24 protein-coding genes are annotated in these 26,628 nt (G+C 62.6%); 15 read left to right on the forward strand and 9 right to left on the reverse strand.

What is annotated here, in order from left to right; translation table 11 throughout:
* The first annotated feature begins 70 nt into the window (after positions 1-70).
* Both U2H20_RS00770 and U2H20_RS00775 read left to right on the forward strand, forming a co-directional pair.
* Entirely contained in the window at positions 71-754 is a 684-nt protein-coding gene (locus tag U2H20_RS00770) for a sigma-70 family RNA polymerase sigma factor (RefSeq protein ID WP_430592627.1), read from the forward strand.
* Positions 751-1,014 carry a zf-HC2 domain-containing protein gene (locus U2H20_RS00775; protein WP_430592628.1) on the forward strand — a complete coding sequence of 88 codons (264 nt, stop codon included), beginning with the start codon at positions 751-753 and terminating at the stop codon, positions 1,012-1,014. Before U2H20_RS00770 ends, U2H20_RS00775 begins: the two co-directional genes overlap by 4 nt.
* Positions 1,015-1,144: 130 nt before the next feature.
* Here U2H20_RS00775 and U2H20_RS00780 read toward each other — a convergent pair whose 3' ends face one another.
* Entirely contained in the window at positions 1,145-4,846 is a 3,702-nt protein-coding gene (locus tag U2H20_RS00780; protein WP_430592629.1) for a multifunctional oxoglutarate decarboxylase/oxoglutarate dehydrogenase thiamine pyrophosphate-binding subunit/dihydrolipoyllysine-residue succinyltransferase subunit, read from the reverse strand.
* Between the two features lie 196 nt (positions 4,847-5,042).
* Here U2H20_RS00780 and U2H20_RS00785 point away from each other — a divergent pair, with 196 nt between their 5' ends.
* From U2H20_RS00785 to U2H20_RS00805, 5 genes are all read left to right on the forward strand, one after another.
* Complete coding sequence (locus tag U2H20_RS00785; protein ID WP_430592630.1) at positions 5,043-6,479, forward strand: GuaB1 family IMP dehydrogenase-related protein; 1,437 nt, start codon at positions 5,043-5,045, stop codon at positions 6,477-6,479.
* Positions 6,480-6,613: 134 nt separating this feature from the next.
* The gene (locus U2H20_RS00790) at positions 6,614-7,996 is read left to right on the forward strand and encodes a hemolysin family protein (RefSeq protein ID WP_430592631.1); all 1,383 of its coding nucleotides are present in this window, start codon (positions 6,614-6,616) and stop codon (positions 7,994-7,996) included.
* Positions 7,993-9,102: a hemolysin family protein gene (locus tag U2H20_RS00795; RefSeq protein ID WP_430592632.1), complete on the forward strand. Its 1,110-nt coding sequence runs from the start codon at positions 7,993-7,995 to the stop codon at positions 9,100-9,102. Before U2H20_RS00790 ends, U2H20_RS00795 begins: the two co-directional genes overlap by 4 nt.
* Complete coding sequence (locus U2H20_RS00800) at positions 9,071-9,913, forward strand: NAD(P)H-hydrate dehydratase (protein ID WP_430592633.1); 843 nt, start codon at positions 9,071-9,073, stop codon at positions 9,911-9,913. Before U2H20_RS00795 ends, U2H20_RS00800 begins: the two co-directional genes overlap by 32 nt.
* A 17-nt stretch (positions 9,914-9,930) precedes the next feature.
* Entirely contained in the window at positions 9,931-11,226 is a 1,296-nt protein-coding gene (locus U2H20_RS00805; RefSeq protein WP_430592634.1) for a hypothetical protein, read from the forward strand.
* A gap of 16 nt (positions 11,227-11,242) precedes the next feature.
* Here U2H20_RS00805 and U2H20_RS00810 read toward each other — a convergent pair whose 3' ends face one another.
* The 6 genes from U2H20_RS00810 to U2H20_RS00835 form a co-directional block, all read right to left on the reverse strand.
* Positions 11,243-11,896 carry a response regulator gene (locus tag U2H20_RS00810; protein ID WP_430592635.1) on the reverse strand — a complete coding sequence of 218 codons (654 nt, stop codon included), beginning with the start codon at positions 11,894-11,896 and terminating at the stop codon, positions 11,243-11,245.
* 93 nt (positions 11,897-11,989) lie between these two features.
* Positions 11,990-13,141: a hypothetical protein gene (locus tag U2H20_RS00815; RefSeq protein ID WP_430592636.1), complete on the reverse strand. Its 1,152-nt coding sequence runs from the start codon at positions 13,139-13,141 to the stop codon at positions 11,990-11,992.
* A complete protein-coding gene (locus U2H20_RS00820) occupies positions 13,138-14,307 on the reverse strand; it encodes a sensor histidine kinase (RefSeq protein WP_430592637.1) in 1,170 nt (389 codons plus the stop codon). Before U2H20_RS00820 ends, U2H20_RS00815 begins: the two co-directional genes overlap by 4 nt.
* Before the next feature lie 20 nt (positions 14,308-14,327).
* Positions 14,328-15,569, reverse strand: a complete 1,242-nt coding sequence (metX, locus tag U2H20_RS00825) for a homoserine O-acetyltransferase MetX (RefSeq protein ID WP_430592638.1) — start codon at positions 15,567-15,569, stop codon at positions 14,328-14,330.
* 280 nt (positions 15,570-15,849) lie between these two features.
* The gene (locus U2H20_RS00830) at positions 15,850-17,163 is read right to left on the reverse strand and encodes a bifunctional o-acetylhomoserine/o-acetylserine sulfhydrylase (protein WP_430592639.1); all 1,314 of its coding nucleotides are present in this window, start codon (positions 17,161-17,163) and stop codon (positions 15,850-15,852) included.
* Between the two features lie 112 nt (positions 17,164-17,275).
* The gene (locus tag U2H20_RS00835) at positions 17,276-18,361 is read right to left on the reverse strand and encodes an acyltransferase family protein (protein ID WP_430592640.1); all 1,086 of its coding nucleotides are present in this window, start codon (positions 18,359-18,361) and stop codon (positions 17,276-17,278) included.
* 55 nt (positions 18,362-18,416) lie between these two features.
* Here U2H20_RS00835 and U2H20_RS00840 point away from each other — a divergent pair, with 55 nt between their 5' ends.
* Complete coding sequence (locus U2H20_RS00840) at positions 18,417-19,193, forward strand: SDR family NAD(P)-dependent oxidoreductase (protein WP_430592641.1); 777 nt, start codon at positions 18,417-18,419, stop codon at positions 19,191-19,193.
* 3 nt (positions 19,194-19,196) lie between these two features.
* Here U2H20_RS00840 and U2H20_RS00845 read toward each other — a convergent pair whose 3' ends face one another.
* Complete coding sequence (locus U2H20_RS00845) at positions 19,197-20,663, reverse strand: MFS transporter (RefSeq protein WP_430592642.1); 1,467 nt, start codon at positions 20,661-20,663, stop codon at positions 19,197-19,199.
* Between the two features lie 197 nt (positions 20,664-20,860).
* Between U2H20_RS00845 and U2H20_RS00850 the strand changes: the two genes are divergently transcribed.
* The 7 genes from U2H20_RS00850 to U2H20_RS00880 all read left to right on the forward strand — a co-directional run bounded on the left by U2H20_RS00850 (position 20,861) and on the right by U2H20_RS00880 (position 26,276).
* Positions 20,861-21,322 carry a YceD family protein gene (locus U2H20_RS00850; protein WP_430593552.1) on the forward strand — a complete coding sequence of 154 codons (462 nt, stop codon included), beginning with the start codon at positions 20,861-20,863 and terminating at the stop codon, positions 21,320-21,322.
* Between the two features lie 24 nt (positions 21,323-21,346).
* Positions 21,347-21,553, forward strand: a complete 207-nt coding sequence (gene rpmF / locus U2H20_RS00855; protein WP_430592643.1) for a 50S ribosomal protein L32 — start codon at positions 21,347-21,349, stop codon at positions 21,551-21,553.
* A 31-nt stretch (positions 21,554-21,584) separates the two neighbouring features.
* Positions 21,585-22,316 (forward strand): ribonuclease III, encoded by a 732-nt coding sequence (gene rnc / locus U2H20_RS00860; protein ID WP_430592644.1) that lies wholly within the window; start codon positions 21,585-21,587, stop codon positions 22,314-22,316.
* The gene (mutM, locus tag U2H20_RS00865; protein WP_430592645.1) at positions 22,316-23,191 is read left to right on the forward strand and encodes a bifunctional DNA-formamidopyrimidine glycosylase/DNA-(apurinic or apyrimidinic site) lyase; all 876 of its coding nucleotides are present in this window, start codon (positions 22,316-22,318) and stop codon (positions 23,189-23,191) included. Before rnc ends, mutM begins: the two co-directional genes overlap by 1 nt.
* A gap of 121 nt (positions 23,192-23,312) precedes the next feature.
* Complete coding sequence (locus U2H20_RS00870) at positions 23,313-24,371, forward strand: ABC transporter substrate-binding protein (RefSeq protein WP_430593553.1); 1,059 nt, start codon at positions 23,313-23,315, stop codon at positions 24,369-24,371.
* 88 nt (positions 24,372-24,459) lie between these two features.
* Entirely contained in the window at positions 24,460-25,470 is a 1,011-nt protein-coding gene (locus U2H20_RS00875; RefSeq protein WP_430593554.1) for a FecCD family ABC transporter permease, read from the forward strand.
* Positions 25,467-26,276, forward strand: coding sequence for an ABC transporter ATP-binding protein (locus tag U2H20_RS00880; RefSeq protein ID WP_430592646.1), 810 nt, complete (start codon positions 25,467-25,469; stop codon positions 26,274-26,276). Before U2H20_RS00875 ends, U2H20_RS00880 begins: the two co-directional genes overlap by 4 nt.
* On the opposite strand, the gene U2H20_RS00885 is transcribed toward U2H20_RS00880, so the two are convergent.
* Positions 26,273-26,575 carry a putative quinol monooxygenase gene (locus U2H20_RS00885; RefSeq protein WP_430592647.1) on the reverse strand — a complete coding sequence of 101 codons (303 nt, stop codon included), beginning with the start codon at positions 26,573-26,575 and terminating at the stop codon, positions 26,273-26,275. The genes U2H20_RS00880 and U2H20_RS00885 overlap by 4 nt on opposite strands.
* Positions 26,576-26,628: the final 53 nt, after the last annotated feature.

Genomic DNA, 26,628 nt, shown 5'->3' on the forward strand with positions numbered 1-26,628 from the left:
GTCCGCACCCGGTCGTTCGCGTTCCGCCCGATCTCAGCAATGCTCAGGGGCTCGAATAGACTCGGTTTCGATGGATATCGACGAACTCAGTGATGAAGCCTCCAGCGACCTCGAGGTCGGAGACGAGCAGGGCTCGACAGCGCCCGAGGCTCAAGTGGAGGCCAGTGCAGAACGCATCGACTTTGTCGATGCCGCGATGCAGTACACGGACCCGCTCTACGCGGCGGCAATGCGAATGACCCGGAATCCAGCGGACGCCGCTGATCTCGTCCAGGAGACGTTCGCAAAGGCGTTCGCTGCATACGGATCGTTCTCGCCGGGCACGAACCTGAAAGCCTGGCTCTACCGAATCCAGACCAACACGTTCATCAATCAGTACCGGAAGCGCCAACGCAATCCGTACGAGTCGTCGCTCGACGAACTCGAGGAATGGCAAGTCGGAGACGCAGAGAGCACGACCGCGCAATCGGCTCGTTCCGCCGAGGCGGAAGCGATTGATCGCATGCCCGCGGGGATCGTCACCGATGCGCTTCAAGAAATTCCAGAGGACTTCCGGATGGTCGTGTACTGGGTCGACGTCGAGGGTATGAGCTATGCCGAGACGGCGGAAATTATGAAGACGCCTGTTGGCACAGTCATGAGTCGACTGCACCGCGGGCGCCGGCTGCTTCGCGGAATGCTCGCGGGGTATGCAAAGGAGCAGGGCCTCCTGCTCGCACAAGAAAGCAACAACGTTACGGGAGGTGCCGCGTGAGCGATTGCGGTTGCGACAAAGCGAAACAGGAACTCGAGCAGTATCTGCACAACGAACTGTGCAGCGAGGATGCAGCTGACATCCGAGACCACTTGGCGAACTGCCCAGATTGCGAAGCCGAGCACACGGTTGGCGTGACGCTCACGCGTGCCGTCCAGCGTGCGTGCGCCGAGACGGCTCCGGAAGACCTCCGCAACCAGGTGCTCGCGCAATTGCGTACGCTGCAATCCGAGCACGCCGAACAGCGGGTCACACAGTAACGCTGCGAGCATCGCGCGAGATGCGAGCAACGTCGCTCGTGGATCTCGACGGTGCTCATCGCCTCAACCACCTGTTGCGAGGCATCAAAAAAGCCCCGGTCGCCCGGGGCTTTTTTGACACCTCTGTGCACTACTCAGCGAGTGCCTGGTTGATGAGCTCGGTTGCCTCTGCGGCACTTCGCTTCGGCGAACCGGCCGCCGGGCTTGCCGAGGCCGTCCGGGTAACGCCGCGAACGGTGCGCCCGTGCAGGTGACGGACGAGTTCCGTTGCGACGAACGGCCATGCGCCCTGGTTCTGCGGCTCTTCTTGCACCCAGACCAACTCGGCGTTCGAGTACTGGTCGAGCACCTGGTTGATCCGATCGAGTTCGAGCGGGTAGAGCTGCTCGAGGCGAACGAGGGCGATGTCGGTGACACCACGCTTCGCGATCTCTGCCTTCACGTCGTAGTAGATCTTGCCCGAGAGCATCAGTACCCGTCGGATCGACTTCGGATCTTCGATCTTGTCGTCGATCACGGCCTGGAAGCCGCCCTCGGTGAAGTCTGAGACCTCACTGACCGCATCGCGCAGTCGCAACATCGCCTTCGGCGTGAACACCACGAGCGGACGGCGCGGGCGCTGGTAGGCCTGACGACGAAGCAGGTGGAAGTACGACGCCGGCGTGGAGGGACGTGCGATCGTCATGTTGTTCTCTGCGCACAACTGCAGGAAGCGTTCGATTCGAGCGGAGGAGTGGTCGGGGCCAGCTCCTTCGTAGCCGTGCGGCAAGAGCAGGACGAGGGACGAGTACTGTCCCCACTTCTGCTCGGCGCTCGAGATGAACTCATCGATCACGGTCTGTGCGCCGTTCATGAAGTCGCCGAACTGCGCCTCCCAGAGCACGAGTGCGTCGGGACGTTCGACCGAGTAGCCGTACTCGAAGGCCATCGCTGCGTACTCGCTGAGCAGGGAGTCGTAGATCGCGAGGCGTGCCTGGCCGTCGGCCAGATTCGCCAGCGGCAACCATTCCTGGCCGTTCTGCGAATCGTGCATGACCGCGTGACGCTGCACGAAGGTGCCGCGGCGTGTGTCCTGACCGCTCATGCGGACGGTGGTGCCCTCGAGGAGCAGCGAGCCGAGTGCGAGCAGTTCTCCGTACGCCCAGTCGATCTTGCCGGAACGGCTCATCTCGACGCGCTTGGCCAGCAGCTGCGCAACCTTCTTGTGGACGGTGAAGCCCTCCGGTGGGTTCGCGTGCGCATCGCCGATCGTCTGGAGCGTGCTCTCCGGAACGCTCGTGCGCTCTGGAACGCCGACCAGGTTGCTGTCTGAGGAAGAAGCAGGCTTGATCGCCGGCATTGAGCCGGTCTGCGATTCGTGGGTCTCGTGGAACGCTCGCTCCAGACGGTCCTGGAAGTCCTTCTGCGCTTGCTCGTACTCTTCTTCAGTGATGTCACCACGACCGACGAGGTTCTCGGCGTAGATCGTGCGAACGCTTCGCTTTGCCTCGATGAGCGAGTACATCAGCGGCTGCGTCATCGAAGGGTCGTCGCCCTCGTTGTGACCACGGCGGCGGTAGCAGATGAGGTCGATCACGATGTCGCGGTTGAATTCCTGGCGGTACTGGAACGCGAGTTCCGCCACCCGGACGACAGCTTCTGGGTCGTCGCCGTTGACGTGGAAGATCGGCGCCTGGATCGACTTCGCCACGTCGGTCGAGTACGTCGAGGATCGCGAGTCCGATGGGGGAGTCGTGAAGCCGACCTGGTTGTTCACGACAACGTGAATCGTTCCACCGGTCGTGTACGCACGCAACTGCGAGAGCTGCAGCGTCTCGAACACGACGCCCTGTCCTGCCATTGCAGCGTCACCGTGCACGAGGATCGGAAGCACCGAGTGCTCGCCGTTTGCGAGAACATCCTGCTTTGCCCGAACGACACCCTCGAGAACGCCGTTGACGGCCTCCAAGTGTGAAGGGTTGGCCGCGAGGTAGACGGGAATCTCGCTGCCGTCGGCTGCGGTGAAGGTGCCCTCGGTGCCGAGGTGGTACTTGACGTCGCCGGATCCTTGGAAATTGGCGGCGCCTTCGAACTCCTGGAAAACCTGTCCGTAGGTTTTGCCTGCGATGTTCGTGAGCACGTTGAGACGACCGCGGTGCGCCATACCGATGGCGGCTCCGTCGAGACCGTTTTCGGCTGCGCCCTGCAGGATCTGGTCGAGCAGCGGAATGACCGATTCGCCACCTTCAAGGCTGAATCGCTTCTGACCGACGTACTTGGTCTGGAGGAAGGTTTCAAAGGCCTCCGCCTCGTTGAGCTTCGCGAGGATACGCATCTGCTCATCGTGCGTTGGCTTGACGTAAGGAACCTCGAGGCGGTCCTGGAACCACTGACGCTGCGAGGGGTCGGAGATGTGCATGTACTCGACGCTCACGGTGCGGCAGTACGTGTCGCGCAAGACACCGAGCACATCGCGAAGGAGGGCGCTGCGACGACCACCGAATCCGCCGGTGACGAACTCGCGGTCGAGGTCCCAGAAGGAGAGCCCGTGCTGTTCGATCTCGAGGTCGGGGTGCGTGCGCTGGACGTACTCGAGCGGGTCGACGTCAGACATGAGGTGTCCGCGAACGCGGTAGGCGTTGACCAGATGTGCGACTCGCGTTGCCTTCGACACTTCTTCGGCTTCGTGGACAGCGACGTCGGTCGACCACTTGATCGGCTCGTAGGGGATGCGCAGGTCAGCGAAGATGTCGTTGTAGAAGCCGAATTCACCGAGCAGCAGCCCGTGCACGATCTTCAGGAACTCGCCACTGCCCGCACCCTGGATGACACGGTGATCGTAGGTCGAAGTGAGGGTGAGGGTCTTGCCGATTCCGATCGCGGCGAGGCGCTCCGGGCTTGAACCCTGGAATTCGGCCGGGTAATCGAGGGCGCCGGCGCCGATGATGCAGCCCTGCCCCTTCATGAGGCGAGGCACGGAGTGCACCGTTCCGATTCCGCCCGGGTTCGTGAGCGAGATCGTGGTGCCTGCGAAGTCGCCCGCGTCGAGCTTGTTCGCACGAGCCTTCTTGACGAGCGCCTCATAGGCCGCGACGAAGGAGTGGAAATCGAGCGTGTCGGCCTTCTTGATGCTCGGAACGAGCAGCGCTCGCGTTCCGTCGGGCTTCGGTACGTCGATCGCGATACCGAGGTTCACGTGCGGCGGCTGCACCAGAGCAGGCTTGCCGTCGACCTCGTCGTAGAACACGTTCTGGCTCGGGAACTGAGCGAGCGCACGCACGAGCGCATAGCCGATGAGGTGCGTGAACGAGATCTTGCCACCGCGAGTGCGTCGCAGGTGGTTGTTGATGACGATGCGCTGGTCGATCATGAGCTTCGCGGGAATGGTTCGAACGCTCGTTGCGGTCGGAACCTGGAGCGAGGCGTCCATGTTCGCAGCGAGCACCTTCGGCATTCCTCGGAGGATCTGCACGGTCGGCTCGTTCGCCGCTTCTTCGGAGGACGCGGCGACGCGGGGAGCTTCAGCGGGAACGGGCTGCGGCTTCGCGGGCTGCTTCGTCGTACGAGCGACGAGACCTTCTTTGTTCGCGGGAGCCTCGGAGCCACTCTGCTTCGGTTCGTCTCGCGTGATCACTGCTGCGGTTCCTTCGCGCTCGCCCTTGGCTTGCGCAGTGCCCGGATCAGTGGGGCTGTCCTTGCCGCTATCGTTCGAACCGCGAGTCGCTGCGAAGCGCTCGAGGATCGGCCACCAGGACTCTGCTACTGAATTTTTGTCCTGTCGATACAGTTCGTACTGTTCTTCGACCAGCCATTCGTTCGCACCGAACTCATTGCTGTCGTGCGGGCTTGACACCGACGATCGCCTACTCTCGTTTGAGGTCTCACTTGGAAAACTCCGTCTTCGGGTTCCAGGAATCAAGCATAACCAACCTGCACAGTGCCATGTTGCGCCATTGTCCGAGAGTCATTGGAATGCCTGAGAAAATTTCTCGAGCACGTTGTGATCGTTCGGGTTCGTATTCCGGGAGGGCGAGCGTTAGCGTGGCGGTATGCGTTTTATTACCGACCGACCAAGCCACGATCTGACCTATTCAGATGTCTTTCTCGTGCCGAGTCGTTCCGAGGTGGGTAGCCGTCTCTCCGTTGATCTGAGCCCCGATGATGCGACCGGAGCGAGCCTTCCGATCGTCGCCGCGAACATGAACTCCGTGACGGGCCCGCGACTTGCCGCGAGCCTGGCCCGACGCGGCGGTCTCGGTGTGCTCCCGCAGGACCTCGACATCGAGCAGCTACAGGACGCGATCGGCGAGGTGAAAGCGCAGCCTGTTGCCTTCGATTCCGCGATCACGCTCCCCGAGACTGCGACGGTGCACGAGGCGCTGCGTATTCTTCCGCCGTTCGCCGGGCACGGCATCGTGGTGACTCGCGCCGATGGATCATTCACGGGTATTCACGCGCCTCGTCTCGCGAGTGCGCTGCCAGACGCGGTGCTGCGGGATCTCGCGCACGCGAAGGTTCCCTCCTTCGATATCAGCGAACTCCCTGATGCGCGCAGTGCGTTCAACCGCCTGCGTGAAGCGGAGGCGGAATTCGGCGTCGTCACGGACAGCGAAGGACTGGTCGGGACGATCTCTCGCACCAGTGCAATCCGGCGGGACATCTATGCGCCCGCACTCGCTGCGGACGGACGACTCAAGGTCGCAGTGGCGATCGGTGTCAACGGAGATCCGCGACAGAAGGCCAAGGACCTGATTGCCGCGGGCGCTGACGTCCTGGTCGTCGACACCGCGCACGGACACCAGGAGTCGATGCTTGCGGCTGTCTCGGCGGTTGCAGAAGTGGCTGATGGTCGACCCGTCGTCGCTGGCAACGTTGTGACGGCTGATGGCGTGCGCGATCTGGTCGCTGCAGGCGCCACGATCATCAAGGTCGGCGTCGGTCCGGGCGCCATGTGCACGACGCGCATGATGACGGCAGTCGGTCGCCCGCAATTCTCCGCAGTGCTGGAAACCGCTGAAACCGCACATGAACTCGGTGCGCGCGTGTGGGCTGACGGGGGTGTGCGGTACCCGCGTGACGTCGCGCTCGCGCTCGCCGCGGGTGCCTCGAGCGTGATGGTCGGCTCCTGGTTCGCAGGAACGATCGAGGCGCCGGGTGAACTCCTGCACGACGAGCAGGGTCGATTGATGAAACTGAGCTGGGGAATGGCGAGCACGAAGGCTGTGCAAGCTCGATTCGCCGAACTCGATCCCTTCGACTTGGCACGGAAAAAGCTGTTCGCTGAGGGGATCTCTTCATCGAGCATCCTGGTCGATCCGCTGCGTCCTTCGCTCGAGGATTTGCTGGACATGATCACTTCGGGAGTTCGCTCATCAATGACGTATGCAGGCGCGCGAGACCTGCAATCGTTCCGTGAGCGTGCGCTCGTCGGATGCCAGTCGGCGGCAGGGTATGAAGAAGGGAAAGCGCTCCCGGTTTCTTGGTGAGCGCACAAGAAAAAACCTCGCAAACAATCTGCTTTGCGAGGGAAGACGGAGCCATATACTGAATCCGTGAATGACGACCATCATAGTCCGGGCCCACGAGGCTACTTCGCGTCTAGCCTCGAGGGCGCACAGCAATGATCGACTGGTTCGACTGGGCCATGGTTGGCGTGGGCATTGTGCTCACCATCGGAACCGGGCTCTTTGTCGCAAGCGAATTCTCGCTCGTCAATCTCGACCGGTCAGAACTCGAAGCACGGAAAGCAAAGGGTGAGGGCGGCCTCGTCGGTGTCATCTCCGCACTCCGCCAAACTTCCACGCATCTTTCGAGTGCACAGCTCGGTATCACGCTCACCGCGCTGCTCACCGGTTTTACCTTCACTCCTGCCCTCGAGTCTCTCGTGGCGCCACTGTTGGAGGATTTCGCTGTTCCTGCGGGTGCAGCTGGAGTGGTCGCCGCGATCATCGGACTCGCGCTCGCGACGACGCTCCAGATGATTGTCGGCGAACTCGTTCCCAAGAACTTCGCACTCGCGCTCCCGTTGAAGACGGCGAAGTTCGCGACCCCGTTCCAGCGCCTGTTCACGGCGGTGCTGAAACCAGCCGTTCTGCTGCTCAACGGTTCAGCGAACGGTGTGCTGCGCGCGATCGGGATCGAGCCGAAGGAAGAATTGAGCGGCGCGCGCAGTGCTGAGGAGCTGTCCTCGCTCGTGCGTCGAAGTGCGACCGAGGGACTGCTCGACGTCGACGCTGCGACCCTGCTCTCACGAACCCTCCGCTTCACGAACCTCAGCGCCGGCGATGTCATGACGCCGCGACCGCGAGTGCAGGCGATTGACCGCGAAAGCACGGTCGATGAAGTCATCGATCTGGCCCGTTCGACCGGACACTCGCGATTCCCGGTCATCGATGAAGACCTCGACGTCGTGCTCGGCATCGCGCACGTGAAGCAGGCGGTGGCTGTGCCGCGCGACAAGCGTTCCCAGGTCCACGTGCAGGGAATCGCAACCGACCCGCTCCGCGTGCCCGAATCGCTCGGCCTCGACGCACTGCTCGCAGAACTCAAGGGTCGCGGGTACCAGCTCGCTCTCGTCGTCGATGAGTACGGTGGCACGGCAGGGATCGTGACCCTCGAGGACCTCATTGAAGAGCTCGTCGGCGAAGTCAGCGACGAGCACGACCGTTCCCGTCCCGAGGTCGTTCGGATGAACGGCACGCTGCTGTTCCCAGGACTGCTCCGCCCCGATGAACTCCTCGAACGTGCTGAAGTGCAGATCCCAGAGGACGGCGCCTACGAAACGGTCGCCGGCTTCATGATGGCCTCGCTCGGACGGTTGCCGGAAGTCGGCGACGAAGTGGCAACCGAAGCCGGGGTGCTGCGCGTGGAGCGTCTCGACGGTCGCCGTATTGATCGAGTTCGATTCGTGCCGAACCCGGAGCCGGAACCCGACCTCGATCCGAACACTCGTGTTCGCAAGCTCAAGCAAAGAACATCGCACGCGACGGAGGAGTCAGCATGATCGCTGCATCAGTGTTCGCCGCGGCTTCGCCGACGCTCGCACTCGCTGGCGACGCCGGAGAGGGCGGATTCGACTATTGGCCGGGAATCGTCTGGCTCTTCGTGCTGCTCGTGATCAACGCGTTTTTCGTTGGCGCGGAGTTCGCGGTCATCTCCGCGCGTCGCTCGCAGGTCGAGCCGAAGGCGGACGCGGGTAACCGCTCCGCGAAGATGGCGCTCTGGGCAATGGAGCACGTCTCGCTCATGCTTGCGATGTGCCAGCTCGGAATCACGGTGTGCTCACTGTTGATCCTGCTCGTGAGTGAGCCCGCGATCCACCACCTCCTCGAGATCCCACTGGGGCTCATCGGATTCCCTGCGGAAGTGACGAGCGTGGTCGCCCTTGTGATCGCGATCTTGATTGTGACCTACCTGCACGTGGTGTTCGGCGAGATGATCCCGAAGAACGCTGCGTTCTCCTTGCCGGATCGAGCGGTGCTGCTGCTGGCGCCTCCGCTCGTCATCATCTCGCGAGTGTTCCAGCCCATCATCTGGTTCATGAACGCCTTGGCGAACGGGATTCTCCGAATGTTCAAGGTCGAACCGAAGGACGAAGCCACGAGCGCGTTCACGATCGAAGAGGTCGAAACGATCGTCGAGACCTCGAAGCGTGAAGGTATGTTGTTCGACCCGACCGGCGCGATCTCCAAGGCGTTCGAATTCACCGAGCGCACGGTCAGCGACGTGGCGCTCCCGCTCGACCAGCTCGTGACGCTCGAGGAGACAGCCTCCACCGCAGATATCGAAGCCGCGGTTCGTGAGCACGGCTTCTCGCGCTACGTGCTCGTCGATGCCTCAGGCGACCCGACCGGCTACGTGCACCTGAAGGACGTCATCGGTGCGAGCGACGAAGAGGTCGATGAGCCGCTGCAGTCGAAGCGGATTCGCCAACTCGCCTCACTGTTCGAGGGCAGCGAACTCGAAGACGCGATGCAGCTGATGCGTTCGAGCGGGGCGCACGTGGCACGCTCGCTCGATAAAGACGGCAACACTCGCGGTGTCCTGTTCCTCGAAGACATCATCGAGGAGCTCGTCGGTGAAGTTCGTGACGCAACGACTCGAATCTGAGCGCCAGGGCCTCGAAGCGATTCGAGCCCAGGTTCGCAGGCCGACCGCGGCCGATTCGAAGTACACTCGCGGCGTCGTCGGTTTCGTCACGGGGAGCGAGCAGTATCCCGGTGCCGCGGTACTCGGAGTCGTCGCCGCGCTGAACACCGGTGTCGGTATGGTTCGCTATCTCGGACCTGAACGCGCGACGATGTTGGTGCTTTCGAAGCGGCCGGATGTCGTGGCTGCCGCTGGTCGCGTACAGGCAATGGTGATCGGCAGCGGCGTGGGTGACGACGATCATCGACGGATGCAGGTTCTTCGCGAATCGCTCGACACCGAGAGCCTCCTCGTCCTCGATGCCTCGGGAGTCTCCCTGATCCCGCACGCGTCTCGGCCGGAGCGCTGCGTGCTGACGCCGCATGCGGGCGAGTTGGCATCGTTGCTCGGAGTCACTCGCGACGCGGTTGAAGCCGCGCCCCAGGAGCACGGCCGACGTGCAGCGGAGCGATTCGGCGCGGTCGTCGTGGCGAAGGGGGCGCGAACGTTCGTGTGTTCGCCATCACGAGTGACCGCGATCGATCTCGGCTCGCCCTGGCTCGCAGCAGCAGGAAGCGGGGATGTGCTCGCTGGAATCATTGGAGCGCTCTTTGCCGCGGGAGCGGCAGACGGTCGCAGTGCCCCCGACGATCTCCATGACCGAGCGGTCGCGGGCGTCGCGCTCCACGGCCTCACCGCGCGCCACCTCTCCAAGCATGCGCCCTTCGGCGCCGGGGAGCTGGCGGAGTCGCTTCCCAGTGTGCTCACGCGGGCGCGGAATCTCGGCGGATAGCGGTTACGCTACATCCGATGCCTCACTCGATCCCGCCGCGACTTCTCCGACTCCTTGGCACGCCCGGATTCGTTTGGATCGTGTTCGCCGTCGTTCACGGTGCGCTCGCGGTCCTGAACCTCGTCAACTTCAAGAACCCCTACGGTGACGTACTCGCCGTGTACCCGTACTGGGTTGACCTCGCGCTGCAGGGCGACATCGTCGGTATTACCGAGCCGTGGGTGTATCCGCTCCTGGCTTGGGTGCCGATTCTGCTCGCATCGATCGGGGGGTCGATTGCGCTTCCAGGATTCTGGATCGTTGTGGTCACAGGACTCAACGCCATTGCGCTGCACCTGCTCCTCGGCACGAAGCACGGTCGAACCGCGGGACTTCTTTGGATGGTCCTGCTCGCAAGCCTGGGGCCGGTGGCGATCGGACGAATCGATTCCGTGACTGCTCCGATCGCGATCATCGGGCTCCTTGCGATGCTGCGTTCACGCATCGGAGTGGCAGCAACCCTGTTCACGATTGCGGCGTGGATGAAAGTTTGGCCGGGTGTGCTCTGGCTCGCCCTTGTCATCACGCGTCGAGAACGATGGACCGCAGTGTACGCGGGCGCGGCGGTGAGTCTCAGCGTCGTGGTGCTCGCGTTTATCGCGGGCGGCACCGGCAACCTCGCCTCATTCGCCTTCGAACAAGGTGAGCGCGGTCTTCAGGTCGAGTCGGTCGCGGCAACACCATTCGTATGGATGGCACTCTTCGGCAATGCCGTGATCGAGTACAGCCGCGAGATTCTGACGTATCAGGTTGAAGCCGGCCCGGCGACGAGCATGCTCGCCTCGGTGCTCACTCCCGTCATGGTGGTGGGGGTGATGCTCGTGCTCGTGCTCGGAGTCGTGGGGGAGCGCCGAGGCGTGAACCGCGTGCAGCTCTGGGTGCTGATGACGACTGCACTGGTTGCCTTGCTCATTGTGTGCAACAAGGTGGGTTCGCCGCAGTTCGTCGCATGGCTTTCGGTGTGCGAAGTTGCGCTCGTCATCGTGCGGCCTCGACATGCGACACGGATGATCGGAATGATCGTCCTGATCGCAGTGCTCACGCAACTGATCTATCCGTGGAACTACGGCGCGATCGTGGGTGAGATCAATGTGTTCGGCGCGAGTTTGATGACGCTCCGGAACCTGCTCGAGATCGGGCTGTGCGCAAGTGCGATTGCGAGCCTCGTGCATGTGGTTCGCCACCCGCGGTGCCACCAGGGGGCATCGGGGCCCGGGTCTGTCGCGGTGGCGCCTGCTGCAGGGTCGCAGGAACCGCTCGCGCGAGAGCGTTGATTCGCTCGGCGCGGACCTAATTCGATTCGATGATGATGCCGTCTCGAAGTGCCTGCTTGCGGAGCGAGACCTTCGTGCTGACATCGAGGCCCGCGATGCGGTATTTCTCCCGCACTCGCTTGAGATACGACTTCGCGGTTTCATCGCTGATCCCGAGCGATTGTGCAACGCCCTTCACCGCTTCACCGCCGGCGTAGAGCGCCATCACTCGGCGCTCTTGCGCGCTCAGTTTGGGTGATCCGCCGATCTCGGTCGAGTGCAGGGCCAGATCGAGTTCGGCGCTGATAAATGGTTCTCCGTCGGCGGCGGAACGGATCGCTTCCGCGATCATTTCGGCGTCCTCGCTCTTGACGATGTAGCCGAGCGCGCCAGCTGCGAGTGCTTCTCTGACCACTGCCGGCTCTGAATACGTGCTCATGAGCACACACCGGGAACGACTCTGCTTGAGCGTATTGATCTTCAGCGAGATGGGGATGCCGTCTTTGAGGTCGAGATCGAGCAGTACGACATCGACGGGGAAATTCTCGGAGGTCAGAAGGTCTGGCCAAGTCGGCACTGCCGCGACAACCTCGATGTCTTTCGCTGCGGTGCGAAGCCACTCTGAGAGCGCCGTCAGCAGCAACTTGTGGTCGTCGACGATTGCAACGCGAATCGGGCTCGGGCTCGGCATCGTTCCTCCTTGACTTTGCACAAGCCTATGGCGTGGATCCCCCTATTTCCCGGGAAACAAAGACTTGTCCCCCAACTGATTTCTGGTTGGGGGTCAAGCGACCGTGACCTCGAAGCTGCGAATCGACCGCTCAGTGACGTTGCCGAGGCGAGCGAGAACACCGCGCAACGGCCGCGGGTTCGCAAGCGGCTCCGAGAGCGTCAGCGTCACGACCGCGATGCACCGCTCACCCTCCTCCGGTGCTCGAAGGGCGACGGTGAGGTGAGGCTGACGACGGTCTTCGATGACAAGCCACATCGCGCGCAATAGCCCCTCTCGGGCGAGCTGTGGCAACTGGACGGCCAGACTCGAGGGGTCGGTGAGAGTCACGACCTTCCCAAGGCTCGGCGATTCTCGAATCGCAGAATGCAGCCAGGTTTCCATACGGCTCGCGAGGAGGTAGAGACGGAACTCCGTCGCGAGTTGCGCAGCATGCTCCGCCTGCGCGGGGCGCAAAGGGAGCGGTTCAGCGCCCGATCCGACCCGGGCCAAGAGCTGTTCCGCATCGGTGTCGAGTTTGGCGAGCCTGGAAGAAGCCGCTTGACCGAGCAGGAATCCGCCCTCGGCGATCGAGCGTTGGGACAGTTCACGGTCGAGCGTTTGCCGTGCCACCTTAGCGAAGGCTGACGAGAGCGAAATCATCGCCAGGGTCGGGATGAAAGCGACGGCCACAATGCCTGCGCTCCACAGAATCGTCGTATCGATGACGGTGTTGTTCGACCAGGGGAGGAGGGCGATGGCGCCGGCCCCAGCGCACGCCGCGGCAATGCAGAGATAGCCGGGGGCGATGCTGGTCAGAGCAGAGAGTGCGAGCATCGCACCAATACCTGGCCCGAGAAATTCGAGCGGAACGGAAGTCGAGACGACAGCGATCCAATCGAGCGCGAATGCCGCGCACAGCGCAAGCACCGCGAGCAGGGCGGGGAGTACGGGAAGCACCGTCCCGCGCCACGCGGTTGCGAGGGTGTAACTCAGCACGACAAGCACGATCACCCACGAGCACCCTTGCAGCACCGGATTCGCGGATTCGCTGATCACCCAGCGGGTCAGTGCTCCGAGCACGAGGCATGCGCCGAGCGCCGCAATTCCGCGCCGAAGTGGCGCAGTCAACTGAGTCGTCTCCGCGACGAGCGGGTAGTGATCCGGTGACTCGTCCTCGATGTGGCCGATCCGGCGTCCGAGCGTGTCCTCATCGATGATGCTCATCGTGGGACTCGCAGCACGATCGTTGTGCCTGCTCCGGGAGCACTGAAGACTCGCGCATCGCCTCCGTGCACGGCGAGTCGCTCGATGACGGACTCGGCAAAGCCGAGCCGCGTCGATGAGACCGCCGAAGGGTCGAAGCCGACACCCGCGTCGACCACGAGCACCTGCACACAAGTTTCATCGCCGGTGAATGAAACGCTGACCGTGTCAACGCCAGCATGCCGCCGAACGTTCTCAACGCACTGGATGAGCGCCAGCATGAGGTCACTGCGAACATTCGGCGCGAGATCGTCGGCGGTGTTTCCGCTCACCTCGATGGCAAGGCCTGCACTGGCAAACCGCGCTCGGACTTCCTGGAGCGCGGTGGAGAATCCAACGGCTGACGAGCCCTGGAGTGAATACGAGCCACTGGATTCGGGACTCGGGACCTCTCCAGCTCTGAGTCGGGCGAGGAGCGAGGCATCCGCCATCGTCTGCATTCGGAGCTCCTCTTCTGGAATTCCGCGGCCTCCATGCGCAAGCAGAGTGAGGCTTGCGAGCACAGTGTCGTGCAGGAGACGTGCCGAGGCTCGACGTTGACCTTCGAGTTCTGTTGCTGCTCGCTCGAGGGCGAACGACTGCGCGAGTTCACGGACACGGCGCATGCCACCGTTGATCGAACTGGTGAGCACCGCTGCAGTAATCAGGACGCCGAACCACGTGAAGGCGGTGCCGAGAATCGAGCCCTGTGATGCGCTCGGCGTCATTGCTGCGACCGATACCGCGAGTCCGGCGAAGATGAGCGGGATCCACCAGAGTTTCGCCCGAGTGAGGAACACGGATGCAGCGATTGCGGCCGCGGCGCCCGACACGAGGGTCGTGCTGAGCGCGAGCACCGCTGCCACCGGCGCGCTCGGCCCGATCTGCAACAGCCAAGACGCGATGATGCAGCACAGTGTCGCGACCGTTGCAAAGAGGAGGTCCGGCGTCTCCGATTTTTCGATGAGCACTGCGGCACAGCAGCCGAGCAGCGAGAGCGCGGTGAGCAGGAAGACCGTTTCAAGCGGATAGTCACCGGCGAGGAGCGAGCTTCCCGCTCCGAGGACGAACAGGATCGGGCTGACGATTCGGGCGATGTGCGCGAGCACGATTGGTGCCGCGTTCCGGTCAACATCGCTCGAGTCCATGGCTCGAATCTATCGGGCGCTCAGATCGGGAGCGCGTCGGAGGTGGGCTCGTCAGCGTGAATCAGCGCGGTGAGGTGTCTGCCGACTTTCTGCGTTTCGATCAAGAACCCGTCATGGCCGAACTCGCTCTCGATGACGACGGGATCAGGGCCGTGGATCGAATGCTGAAGGCTGCCCGCGATTTCGCGCTGCGATTCGACGCCGAACAGGCGGTCGGAGTCGATGCCGAGAACGAGTGACCGCGCGGTGACCCTGCGCAGTGCTGCCTCGATGCCTCCTCGGTCGCGGCCGACGTCATGGGAATTCATCGCGTGCAAGAGCCTGATGTAGCTCCCCGCATCGAATCGCCGCGTGAAGGTATTGCCATGGAAATCCAGGTACGACTCGACCTGATATCGACCCCCGTCCAGCGGATCTCTGGCCGACTGCCAGAGTCGCTCGAAGCGTTCGTTCAGTTCAACTGGAGCGCGGTAGGTGAGCAACGCGATTCTGCGGGCGAGGGCGAGCCCCCGGTGCGGACCAGAGCCAGCCGGTTGATCGTAGTAGTCGCCGCCGAGCCAGAACGGGTCGCTCGTCACTGCCTCGTGCTGCAGCCTTCCGAAGGCAATGGTGTCGGCACTCGAACGCGCGGGGGCCGCGAGGACCGCGAGCCGCTCGACACGCTCGGGGAAGGAGATCGCCCACTCGAGGGCGTGCATCCCCCCGACGGAGCCGCCGACCACGGTATGCCAGCGGTCGATACCGATCGCATCGGAGAACAGCGCGGCAGCGTTGACCTGATCCCGAATGGTCACACTCGGGAATCGGGATCCCCATTCACGGCCGTCTGGATCAGGTGAGGCTGGACCACTCGAACCCTGGCATCCGCCGAGCACATTTGGCGCAACGACGTAGAACTGCTCAGTGTCGATCGGTTTTCCCGGTCCCACGAGCTCTGGCCACCAACCAGCAGTTTTGTGCCCGGCCGAGGCTGGGCCCGTGAGATGACTATCGCCCGTGAGCGCATGGAACACGAGTACCGCGTTCGATTGATCCGCGTTCAGCGAGCCCCAGGTCTCGAATGCGATTCGTGGCTGCGGAATCGTCGCGCCGCGCTCAGTCGTGAAGTCCTCGAGTTGCACGAAACTTCGGTTCCCGAGGTCGTCACCCGGTCGCCAGGCTCCCGTCACCGGGATGATCGTGTGCTGCGAATCCTGTAGGCGAACCATCGACTCGGGAATCCGAGCCGAGGGCCATACGTCATCGTTCTGCTGCCAGTCCATCTATCGCTCCGTCCATTGCGCTCGTGCACGCGGCGCTTATCCAGCAGCCCTGACCTGTGGTGGTGCACCATGCTGAGTTCCGAGACGGCCGTGAGGTGTGCAGCACCCGGTCACGCGAGACGATCCGGGGCGCGACGCGCCTGCTGCGACGCGCTCGGGCCGAGGCTCGCCTGTGTCGAGGCGCGCCTGTGCCGAGGCGCGCCTGTGCCGAGGTCAGCCTGTGCCGAGACCGCGGGAGCAGTCTCGGCGCAGCGTCGCAACCCGCGAGCGTCCTCCTTCGTCAGGAAGCCGTCACCGAGGCGGTCGCGCTTGCGATCGCAAGGCCTGCCTGCAGGTCTGCAAGGAGGTCGTCGATGTTCTCGATGCCGATCGAGAGGCGAACGAGACCCGGCGTGACTCCAGTGGTGAGCTGCTGCTCTGGGGTGAGCTGTGAGTGCGTCGTCGAAGCCGGGTGGATCACGAGCGAACGGACATCACCGATGTTCGCGAGGTGGCTGAAGAGCTGCAGGTTCTCCACAAGTGCTCGACCAGCGGCAACGCCGCCGCGCAGTTCGAACGACAGGACCGCGCCAGCGCCATAAGGAGCGTACTTGTCGGCAAGCTGCTTCGAGGGGCTCGAATCGAGGCTCGCGTAGTTCACACTCGTGACGTCCTCGTGTGCTTCGAGGAAGGCCGCGACCTTCTTCGTATTCTCGACGTGGCGCTCGATGCGCAGGCTGAGGGTTTCGAGGCCCTGGATGAGTTGCCATGCGCTGTCAGGCGAAATTGAGGCGCCGAAGTCTCGGAGCAGCTGCACTCGCGCTTTGATGATGTACGCGATTTCGTTACCGACCGCTTCGGTGAAGACCGCGCCGTGGTAGCTGGGATCCGGCGTCGTGAGTCCGGGGAACTTGTCCGAGTCAGACCATTTGAAGGTTCCCCCATCGATGATCGCGCCGCCGATGACCGTGCCGTGTCCGCCGATGAACTTCGTCGCCGAGTGCACGACGATGTCGGCGCCGTGCTCGAACGGCCGAATCAGGTACGGCGTCGCGATGGTGTTATCGACGATCAACGGGACGCCGTTCGCGTGCGCCACATTTGCGACCGCCTCGATATCGAGAATGTTGATCTTCGGGTTGCCGATCGTCTCTGCGAAGAACAGTTTCGTATTCGGACGAACCGCCCGCTGCCACGCCTCAGGGTTGTTCTGGTCTTCGACGAAGCTCACTTCGATACCGAGCTTCGCGAGCGAGTATTTGAAGAGGTTGTACGTGCCGCCGTAGATGGAGGTCGAGGAGACGATGTGGTCACCAGCGCTGGCGATGTTCAGGATCGCGTACGACTCCGCAGCCTGACCGCTTGCGACGAGGAGAGCGCCCGTGCCGCCTTCGAGTGCGGCAAGGCGCTGCTCGACGACGTCAGTGGTCGGGTTCATGAGGCGCGTGTAGATGTTGCCGAACTCCGCGAGGCCGAAGAGGTTGGCCGCGTGCTCCGTGCTGTTGAACACATAGGAGGTGGTGCGGTAGATCGGCGTTGCTCGCGCGTTGGTTGCTGGGTCAGGCTGCGCGCCCGAGTGCACCTGCTTGGTTTCGAATTTCCATTCGTGTGACATGGGGTACCTTCCCTCAGCGCCTGCGGATGCTGGCGAGTTGGTTCCACCGTAAGGAGCGAGCGAAGCCTTGTATACCGGTCGCGAAACAGTACGTAATACGTGCTGCTTCGGACTATTTCTCGCTCTGGTTCGAGCGCACGTACAACCACGGCGTCTTCGGAGCGACGATCCAGTCGGTGAGCGTTCGCACGATTGGAAGGCTGAGGACGACGGTGATCGCGAAGCCGATCACGACCAAGATCGGCAGCCACCACCACGAGGTCGCGCCGTCTTCGATGAGCCCGTTCTGTCGTGGCACGTAGAGCACGAAGGTGTGCAGGAGATAAATGGTCATCGTGGCCGAGCCCCACTCGCTGAAGAAGGTCTTCCGGCGGGGGATGAGCGCGAGCGCCGCGGCGATCAAAAGCGCGGTGACGAGCATGATCGCGAGACGGATTACAGGATCGAACCAGGCGCCGGTCGTCTCGAGATCGTCGTACGTGCGGTCCATGAAGAGCCAATGGCGCAATCGCATGGTTCGCCAGAACTCGTCGAACACGATGAGTGCGACGATCGCGAGGCCGAAGATGGAGACCGCGATGGCCCGAATGCCGCCAACTCGTTCGCGTTCGAGCCAGTTGGGAATGATCGAGGTCTGCTTGAGCTTCCAGCCGAGCACGAAGAAGGGCAGCATCTGCAGCGTCCTGGCGAGCGAGAAGGTCTGATCGACGTCGCTCCAGAACCCGACGACCAGGGCGAAGACAACGGTGAGCAGGAGAGGATACCGGAGCATCGCGATCACGGGCAGCGCGATCCTGAAAAACGCGAGTGCGAGGAGGAACCAGAGCGTCCAGGAGGCGGTCGAATAATCGAGCGTGAAGCTCGAGAAGCCGCCGTAGGCCCACTTTGCAATGGCCCAGATCGTCGAGAACACAGCGTAGGGCACGAGCAGGTCGCTGATGACGGCAAGATACTTTCGTGCACCCGGCTCCGCGGTCGTGAAGTAGCCGCTGACGAGCGCGAACAGCGGCATGTGGAACGCGTAAATGAGCAGGTAGACGACCAGCGCGTTGTTCTCGTGCAGCGCCATCGGCTGCACGATGTGTCCGATGACGACGAGCGCCATGGCGATCCAACGGGCGTTATCCCAGAAGGGCTGTCGCGGTTTCGACTGCGGCGCCTTCGATGCTGTGTTGACCTCGCTCACGCGAGTAATCATGTCATCCAAAGTCAGAGAATCGTTCGCGAGATGCTTCGTGGCCCAAAATGGGGATATGACAAAACGAATCCTCGTCACGGGTGCCTCCAGTGGAATCGGTCACGCCTGCGTGCGTGCGGCAGTCGATCGCGGGTGGAGCGTGCTCGCGACCGCTCGCCGCGCAGATCGACTCGAGGCCCTGCAGGCGGCCACCGGGTGCGAGGTGTTCGCTGCTGATCTGACGAACCAGGAACACGTGGAGGCGCTCGCGGAGCGCGCACGCGAGTTCGGGATCACGAGCCTCGTCAATGTCGCGGGTGGCGCACTTGGCGCCGACTCGGTCGAAGCGGGATCACTCGACGAGTGGCAACAGATGTTCGACATCAATGTGCTCGCGACGAAGCGGGTTGTCGCGGCGACGCTGCCCGTGTTGCGCGATGCCGTTCGGGACGGCGGCTATGCCGACATCGTGACGGTCACCTCCATCGCAGCGACCGTGCCCTACGCGGGTGGAGCCGGCTACAACGCCGCGAAAGCTGCAGAGCACGCGCTCAGCGAGGTGCTGCGACTGGAGCTCAGCGGCGAGCCCATTCGGGTCATGGAGATCGCACCAGGGATGGTGCACACGGAAGAGTTCTCACTCGTCCGCTTCCACGGCGACCAGGAGAAGGCGGACGCGGTCTACAAGGACGTGCAGGATCCACTGAGTGCCGAGGATGTCGCGGAGGTCGTGTCCACCGTGCTCGCGCTGCCCGGTCATATCTCGATCGATCAGCTCATCGTGAAGCCGGTGGCCCAGACGCACCCCTGGATGGTGCACCGCGGACCACTCGTTCCAAAACCGAGTGCGTAACCACTAGATCTTCAAGTTGAGTTCGTTGATCGAACTCGTTGCTGGCGGGCCTGCGGTCTCGTCCGCGAATGCCAGTTTTGGCACGAAGAACAACAGCACCATCGCGGCAAACGCGGTGATGCCGCAGACGAGCCAGACGCTGATGTAGCCCGTCATGCTCGCTGCCGTACCGACCGCTCCTGCGGCGAGGACAATCGCGAAGGTGCTCGAAGCGAAGGAGCCACCGATGGTCTTCGTGGTGTTCGTGAGTCCTGCGGCAATGCCGGTTTGACCGAGCGGCGCGGCGGCAGCCGCTGCGGCGGGCAGTGCACCCACGAGTGCGCCGCAGCCGAGACCGGCGACACCCATGCACAGGAACACCTGCCAAACCTCGTCATGCAGGAGCGTGAGGAGCGAGTACCCGGTGCCGACGAGTCCGGCGCTCACGATCAGGAGCAAACGCGGCTTGACACGTCTCGACAGGATCGCGAGCAGGCTAGCCCCCACGATCAAAGTCAGCAGATACACGCCGATCAGGATCGAGCGCCCACCTGCGTCGAGCCCGAGACCGTAGCCGTACGTTCCAGGGTCGGTGCCGGCGAAGGTCGCGAGTGGGGCCTGCGCTCCCAGCAAGCTGACGCCAACGAGTGCGGCGGTCGCCTGGACCGGCCACATGGTCGGCTTCCTCATGACTTTGAGGTCGATCGCCGGGTCTTTCCGACCGAGCACCCAGCGGCCGAAGGGAACCAGCAGCGCGAAGCCGAATGCAATGAGCAGCCACGCCCACCATGCACCTGCGCCGGAGAGCTTCAGGAAGGTCAGGCCAGAGGTAATCGTCATGAGAGAGAACGCGAGCAGGACGAAACCGAACGAATCAAGGGTTCGGCCAGGCAGTGGCTTCGACTCTTCGACACCGAAGAGAATTGCGAAGAACGCAAGGGACACTGCGACCGCTGGCACAACGAGTGTGGCGGTCATCGCACCATCGAAGAGCCGGTAGGCCTGGGCCGCGCCGAGCGCGCCGATGATTGCGCCAGCCTGCAACGCAACAACGAGGAGGCCGGCCGCACGGCGTGTCGTGCTCGGGAGGCTGCCACGACGACGACCGCGATCGAAGATCAGTGCGATTTCGAGCGGAAGCCAGACGCTGAAGAATCCTTGGAGCGAAAAGGCGATCAGATAGCTCCAGAAATCGCCGGAGAACGCCATCCACCAACTCGCGCCAGCGGTGACGGCGGTCGAGATCAGCAGGATTTTTTTATGACCGTACATGTCGCCGAGTTTCGCGAGCACGGGAACGACGAGGGCGCTGACGAGGAGGTTGCCCGCTTCGAACCAGTTGACGTCCGCATCGTTGATGTTGAGGTTGCGGGCGATCTCGGTGGTGATCGTGACGTAATACCCCTGCAGAATCCCGCTCGTGATCTCCACGAACGCGAGCCAACCGATCAGCGCGAGGGGGAGCGCGCCGCCTGGGCGGAGGCGCGTCATCGCGCGACCGAACGACAAAGGTTCTTCATGGACGAATCCTATGCATGAACCTGCGAAAATCGGCGGTTCTTCGTTGATCCGGAATCCGTGGCAATCGTGGGGATGTCGCCGCATCCGGGTAGGCTAGTTGCGTGGCTCATCATCACAGTTCCCCATTTGATATCAGTGTTCGCGACATCATGCGCCGTGCAGGCGACATGCGCGAACTCGACTTGAGCGCGCCCTGGCCAGGAAAACTCGGTGAGGGTCTCGCGGTAATCCCAGAAGGTGCAGCAGTGCAGCTTTCCGGGCGAATTGAGAGTGTGCACGAAGGCATTTTGGTCTCCGGTGAAGCCTCGACAGTGGCCCTCGCGGAGTGCAGTCGATGCCTCACAGACTTCGAACTTGACGTTCAGGTCGATTTCACCGAACTTTTCGCGTATTCTCTTACGGAGGATTTCGACTATGGCGTAGACGACGATCACGTCGACCTCGAACCCGTAGTCAGAGATGCGGTAGTGCTTGCACTGCCGTTCCAACCGGTCTGCCGCCCGGATTGCGCAGGACTCAACCCAGAATCTGGGGAGAAGCTTGCGCCCGGGCAGGAGTGGGAACCAGAGTCGTCCATCGATCCGAGATGGGCTGCGCTCGAGGGTTTTCGCAAACACGATGACGCTTAGGCGTTAGAAGGAAGAAGAAGAGCTATGGCTGTTCCCAAGAGGAAGAAGTCGCGTGCAAACACGCACGCCCGCCGTTCACAGTGGAAAGCCACCGCGCCAACACTCGTGAAGACGATTGAAAGCGACGGTCGGGTGACCTACAGCCTTCCGCACCGCGCGAAGGTTGTTGAAGACTCCGCAGGCACCGCACTGTTCATGGAGTACAAGGGCCGCAAGGTCGCTGACGTCTAAGAACTCGGTGAGTGATTTGGATCTCGATCCGATGAACACCGCTGCTTTACACGAGAAGCTCGGGGTCGATATCGACCCCGAGCTTCTGGTGTTGGCCCTGACACATCGGTCCTTCGCCTACGAAAACGGTCGTATCGCTTCGAACGAACGGCTCGAGTTTCTTGGCGACAGTGTGCTGGGGCTTGCGATTACGACTGAGCTGTACCGCCGTTTCCCGACCCTTGACGAGGGTGAACTCGCGAAGCGACGCGCAAGTGTCGTCTCGACGGTTGCCCTCGCGGAGGTCGCGCGCAGGCTCGGACTCGGCGACTCCATTCGTCTCGGCCGCGGCGAAGAGCAGACTGGTGGCCGTGAGAAGGCATCGATCTTGGCCGACACGATGGAGGCGGTCTTCGGTGCCGCGTTCTTGTCGGCCGGCCCAGAAGCCGCTCGTGATCTCGTCTTGCGACTCGTCGCACCCTTGATCGACGAGTCCGCGCAGAGCGGGGCCTCGCTCGATCCGAAAACCGATCTCCAAGAACTCGCAGCGCGCCTCGGATTCAGTCAGCCCACCTATGAGGTGACCGGCTCCGGCCCAGACCACAAGCGCCACTTCTCGGCGACGGTGCAGCTCGGCGAGATCACTGGCCGCGGCGATGGATCGAGCAAGAAAGTCGCCGAGATGGCGGCAGCACTCGACGCGTGGACCCAGGGCCGAGCGATCGAAACCTCTGACGCCGGTCGAAAATCGAAGGCCGCGCAGAGCACGAACGACGGCAAGTAATGCCTGAGCTTCCCGAGGTGGAGGTCGTTCGTCTCGGCTTGCTCCCTGCGGTCACGGGAGCAACGATTTCGAGCGTTGAAGTGCTCGACGTGCGATCCGTTGCTCGGCACGAGCAAGGCGTGCAGGATTTCGAGGCCAGACTCACTGGTGCGATGCTCGAGGCACCCGAGCGTCGCGGTAAGTTCTTGTGGATTCCCATTCGCGAGACCAACACGGCGCTCGGGATTCATCTCGGGATGAGCGGACAGGTGCTCCTTCGTGAAAGCGGTGCTGCGCCTCGCTCGCATACACGGATTCGCTTCGAAATCGATCGAGGTAGCGACCCGGAACTCGTGAACCCCGCACTGCGAACACTCGCCGTGCACTTCGACGACCAACGCATCTTTGGTTCGGTGACGGTCGCACCGCTGGTCGACGGTGTTCCAGAACACGTCCTCCACATCGCGCGCGATCCGCTCGACCCGTTGTTCGACGACGAAGCGTTTGTTGAGCGTCTCCGCCGTGGCACTCGCGGCATCAAGTCAGCGATTCTCGATCAGGGGCTCATCTCCGGCATCGGCAACATTTATGCGGACGAAGCGCTCTGGGCTGCGCGACTGCACTACCTCACGCCGGTCAATCGTGTCTCCAAGAAGAAGGCGTTCGAACTGCTCGACCAAGTTCGACTCGTCCTGGAGAAAGCACTCGCTGAGGGCGGCACCTCATTCGACGCGCAGTACGTCAACGTCAACGGGAACTCCGGATATTTCTCGCACAGCCTGAACGCCTACGGCCAGCAGGGGAAGCCGTGCCCGAGGTGCGCCACGCTGATCGTGCGGGAACAGTGGGCGAATCGTTCCTCGCATCGCTGCCCGAAGTGCCAGAAGAAGCGCTGAGGCCGGCGGCGGCGCCCATTCCCCCTCGCAATCGCGGGAACGCTCGTGTCATCCGAACATAGAAAGTAAGGGTACCCTTACTTCGTTTGCTCGTTCGAGATGAAGAGAAAGTGTGACGGACATGCGCGGAACACAGCGGTGGGCGGGAATTGCCATGATCAGCGTCAGCGCGATCATGCTGACAGGATGCGGTGCCTCAGAGATCGTCGAGGAGCCTGCGGCCGCGGCGCAGGGTGAAGGCAAGACGACGTATCCCTTGACGATCGAGAACTGTGGCGAAGAGATCACCTTTGAACGAACGCCGGAGCGAGTCGTTTCGCTCGACCAGAACTCGACCGAGATCCTCCTGTCGCTTGGGCTTGAAGACCGAATGGTTGGCACTGCTTCTTGGACCGACCCGGTGCTCGACTCGCTCGCCACGGCCAACGAGCAGGTGCCACGGCTTTCGAACGAGGCCCCCACCTACGAAGTATTGCTCGATACTGATCCGGATTTCGTGACCGCTTCCTTCGGTCGCCATTTCAAAGCGGAGGGTGGCGTTGCGTCTCGACAGCGACTCACCGAGACCGGAATCACCTCCTACCTTTCGCCCACCGACTGCGAAGGGGGCTTGAGCATCAACGCAGGAAATACCCGCACCACTGCGCTCACGCTTGAGGCGCTGTATCAGGAGATTCACGAACTGGCTGCAATTTTCGATGTTCCGGAACGAGGCGAAGCGCTCATCGATCAGCTCGAAGCGCGAAGCGATGCGGCTTTGGAAAGCGTTGATCTTGAGGGCCAAACAGTGGCGTTTTGGTTCGCAGACACGCGGACGCCGTACATTGCCGGCGGCCTCGGCTCGGCGTCATTGTTGGCGACGCTCACGGGCATGCAGAATGTCTTCGCCGAACTTCCCGATGACTGGCCTGCTGTCGGGTGGGAGTCATTCGTTGCCGAGAACCCGCACATCATCGTCTTGGGAGACTTGCAACGAGATCGCTTCCCAGGAGACCGCCTTGACGACAAAGTCGAATTCCTGAGCAGCGATCCGTTGACGAGCACGCTCGATGCCGTGCAGAACGAGTGCTTCATCTCGCTGCACGGTGCCGAGATGAATCCCTCCATTCGCTACGTGGATGGCCTGGAGAAAATTCAAGCGTGGGTGCAGGAGAACCCTGGGTGCGCGAGCGGTGAGTAGCAACCCGCTCACCGCCGCGAGCGCCTTGCCGGAGCATCCGCAGGTGCAGGGTTCCGCGCTTCCAGTACGAGCGAAGTCCTCATTCCGATTGCTGCAGGTGCTCGGCTTCTCGCTGCTCGGCGTGTTCATTTTCTTCGCTTCATTGGGTGTTGCAATGACCCTCGGGCCAGCAGACGTGTCGCTCGTGAATGTCCGAGACATCATCACGAACCACCTCGGATTGACCGACATCACGGTCAGAGTCTCAGAAGACGCAATCGTGTGGCAGGAGCGGCTCCCGAGAGCACTCGTCGCGGCAGCGTGCGGGGCGGGGCTTGGCTTGAGCGGCGCAATTCTGCAGTCCTTATTGCGCAACCCTCTTGCTGACCCGTTCATCCTCGGGGTGTCTTCCGGCGCATCGACGGGCGCCGTGCTCATTGGAGTGCTCGGGCTCGGTGGCACCGCCATCGGGCTGTCGGGAGGAGCTTTCCTCGGGGCATTGGTCGCGTTCGGACTGGTCCTGCTTCTCGCGAGATACGCAAATGCGGGTCGGGGGAGCATCGTGTTGGCAGGGGTGGCGAGCACGCAGCTGTTTTCTGCGATCACGTCGTTGGTGATCTTCGCCTATGCCGACTCTGACGAAGCACGCGGCGTCATGTTCTGGTTACTCGGTTCGCTCGAAGGAATGCGGTGGGACGACGTTGCACTCACTGGCGCCGTGACGGGAATCGGTATCGTCATCGCACTGCTGTACTTGCGGTCTCTCGACGCATTCGCCTTCGGTGATGAAGTTGCTGCCTCGCTCGGCATCCATGTCGCCCGAACGCGAGTTGTCCTGCTCATCTTGACCGCGCTGCTCACTGCAACGCTCGTGAGTGTGGCCGGCGCGATCGGGTTCGTCGGACTCGTCATGCCGCACGTGGCGCGACTCATATTCGGCCAGCGTCATGCTCGAATGATCCCCGCGACGGCGATCCTTGGCGCGATCTTCATGGTGTGGGTCGACGCCATGTCGCGCGTCGCCTTCGCCCCGTCCCCGCTTCCCGTTGGCGTCGGGACGGCACTGGTCGGCGTGCCGGTGTTCGTGATGCTGCTTGTGAGAAAGGGCCGCCGATCGTGACATTGCATGCGGACCGGGTGTCGTGGCGCCGTGGCGGCACACTCGTGGTTGATGGGGTCACGGTGCAGCCCCGCGAAGGTGAGACGGTGGGCCTCCTTGGGCCGAATGGCTCGGGAAAGTCGTCACTCCTTCGGCTCCTGCAAGCGGCTGCCAAGCCTGATTCGGGCGTCGTTTCACTCGACGGTGAGGACATTCAACGGCTCGGTCGTCGCGATGTCGCCCGCCGAGTCGCATCGGTCACACAGCATGCCGATACCGACACCGACATTTCGGTGTACGACGTCGTGCGGCTCGGCCGAACCCCGCACCGAAATCTTTGGGGAACCTCCACCGATGGTGATGAAGCCGTGATTGTGCGGGCGCTCGCACGAGTGGCGCTGAGCGACAAGGCACGCCGCCCGTGGCGGTCGCTCTCTGGAGGTGAGCGTCAACGAGCGCACATTGCTCGGGCGCTGGCGCAGGAACCGCAAGACCTCCTCATGGACGAGCCGACGAACCACCTTGATATTCGACACCAGCTCGACCTGCTGCACCTCGTGACGACGCTCGATGTCACAAGCATCGTCGCGCTCCATGATCTGGGCCTCGCGGCAATGTTCTGCAGCACCGTCATCGTGTTGGATCACGGAAGAGTCGTCGCGGCGGGTGCCCCACACGAGGTGCTCACGGCAGCGCTCATCAAGCAGGTGTATGAGGTCGATGCCGACGTTGCACTCGATGAGGTGACCGGACGCGTCACAATCTCCTATCGGCTCCCAGAGATCGCTCCCGAGCGCGCCCCGGTGTCCTCATTCAGACATGACTAAGGCTGAAGCGGGGACCCGAACACCTTGAACCGGAAGCCGCCCATTTCGCCGGAGAGCAGAGGCATTGCCTCGGCGATTGCGGAACGTACGGTGTCGAGTTGCAAGGACGCCTGGTGCGCCTCAGCGGATTCCCAGAGCTCCGCGACGAACACGGTTTCGGGTTCATCGTCGTTCGAACCGACTTCGTAGAGCAGACAGCCGCTGTCGACGAGCGCTGGATTGTGCCGGGTCAGAATTGCAATGAGTTCCTCGCGCTTACCGGGGAGCACTCCGAGGGATCCAACGTTTGCAAAGGTCATGCGCTGAGCATAAACGCCCGCCCAGTAGGAACAACAGTCGACGGCTCTGATTC

It is taken from the genome of Humidisolicoccus flavus (genome assembly GCF_045689595.1).
Classification (GTDB): Bacteria; Actinomycetota; Actinomycetes; order Actinomycetales; family Microbacteriaceae; genus Humidisolicoccus; species Humidisolicoccus flavus.

Coding starts and splice junctions, on each gene's coding strand:
- U2H20_RS00770 (WP_430592627.1), top strand. CDS start 71: ATGGATATCGACGAACTCAGTGATGAAGCCTCCAGCGACCTCGAGGTC.
- U2H20_RS00785 (WP_430592630.1), top strand. CDS start 5,043: ATGCGTTTTATTACCGACCGACCAAGCCACGATCTGACCTATTCAGAT.
- U2H20_RS00790 (WP_430592631.1), top strand. CDS start 6,614: ATGATCGACTGGTTCGACTGGGCCATGGTTGGCGTGGGCATTGTGCTC.
- U2H20_RS00795 (WP_430592632.1), top strand. CDS start 7,993: ATGATCGCTGCATCAGTGTTCGCCGCGGCTTCGCCGACGCTCGCACTC.
- U2H20_RS00805 (WP_430592634.1), top strand. CDS start 9,931: ATGCCTCACTCGATCCCGCCGCGACTTCTCCGACTCCTTGGCACGCCC.
- U2H20_RS00810 (WP_430592635.1), bottom strand. CDS start 11,896: ATGCCGAGCCCGAGCCCGATTCGCGTTGCAATCGTCGACGACCACAAG.
- U2H20_RS00815 (WP_430592636.1), bottom strand. CDS start 13,141: ATGAGCATCATCGATGAGGACACGCTCGGACGCCGGATCGGCCACATC.
- U2H20_RS00820 (WP_430592637.1), bottom strand. CDS start 14,307: ATGGACTCGAGCGATGTTGACCGGAACGCGGCACCAATCGTGCTCGCG.
- metX (WP_430592638.1), bottom strand. CDS start 15,569: ATGGACTGGCAGCAGAACGATGACGTATGGCCCTCGGCTCGGATTCCC.
- U2H20_RS00830 (WP_430592639.1), bottom strand. CDS start 17,163: ATGTCACACGAATGGAAATTCGAAACCAAGCAGGTGCACTCGGGCGCG.
- U2H20_RS00835 (WP_430592640.1), bottom strand. CDS start 18,361: ATGATTACTCGCGTGAGCGAGGTCAACACAGCATCGAAGGCGCCGCAG.
- U2H20_RS00840 (WP_430592641.1), top strand. CDS start 18,417: ATGACAAAACGAATCCTCGTCACGGGTGCCTCCAGTGGAATCGGTCAC.
- U2H20_RS00845 (WP_430592642.1), bottom strand. CDS start 20,663: ATGACGCGCCTCCGCCCAGGCGGCGCGCTCCCCCTCGCGCTGATCGGT.
- U2H20_RS00850 (WP_430593552.1), top strand. CDS start 20,861: ATGCGCGAACTCGACTTGAGCGCGCCCTGGCCAGGAAAACTCGGTGAG.
- rpmF (WP_430592643.1), top strand. CDS start 21,347: ATGGCTGTTCCCAAGAGGAAGAAGTCGCGTGCAAACACGCACGCCCGC.
- rnc (WP_430592644.1), top strand. CDS start 21,585: ATGAACACCGCTGCTTTACACGAGAAGCTCGGGGTCGATATCGACCCC.
- mutM (WP_430592645.1), top strand. CDS start 22,316: ATGCCTGAGCTTCCCGAGGTGGAGGTCGTTCGTCTCGGCTTGCTCCCT.
- U2H20_RS00870 (WP_430593553.1), top strand. CDS start 23,313: ATGCGCGGAACACAGCGGTGGGCGGGAATTGCCATGATCAGCGTCAGC.
- U2H20_RS00885 (WP_430592647.1), bottom strand. CDS start 26,575: ATGACCTTTGCAAACGTTGGATCCCTCGGAGTGCTCCCCGGTAAGCGC.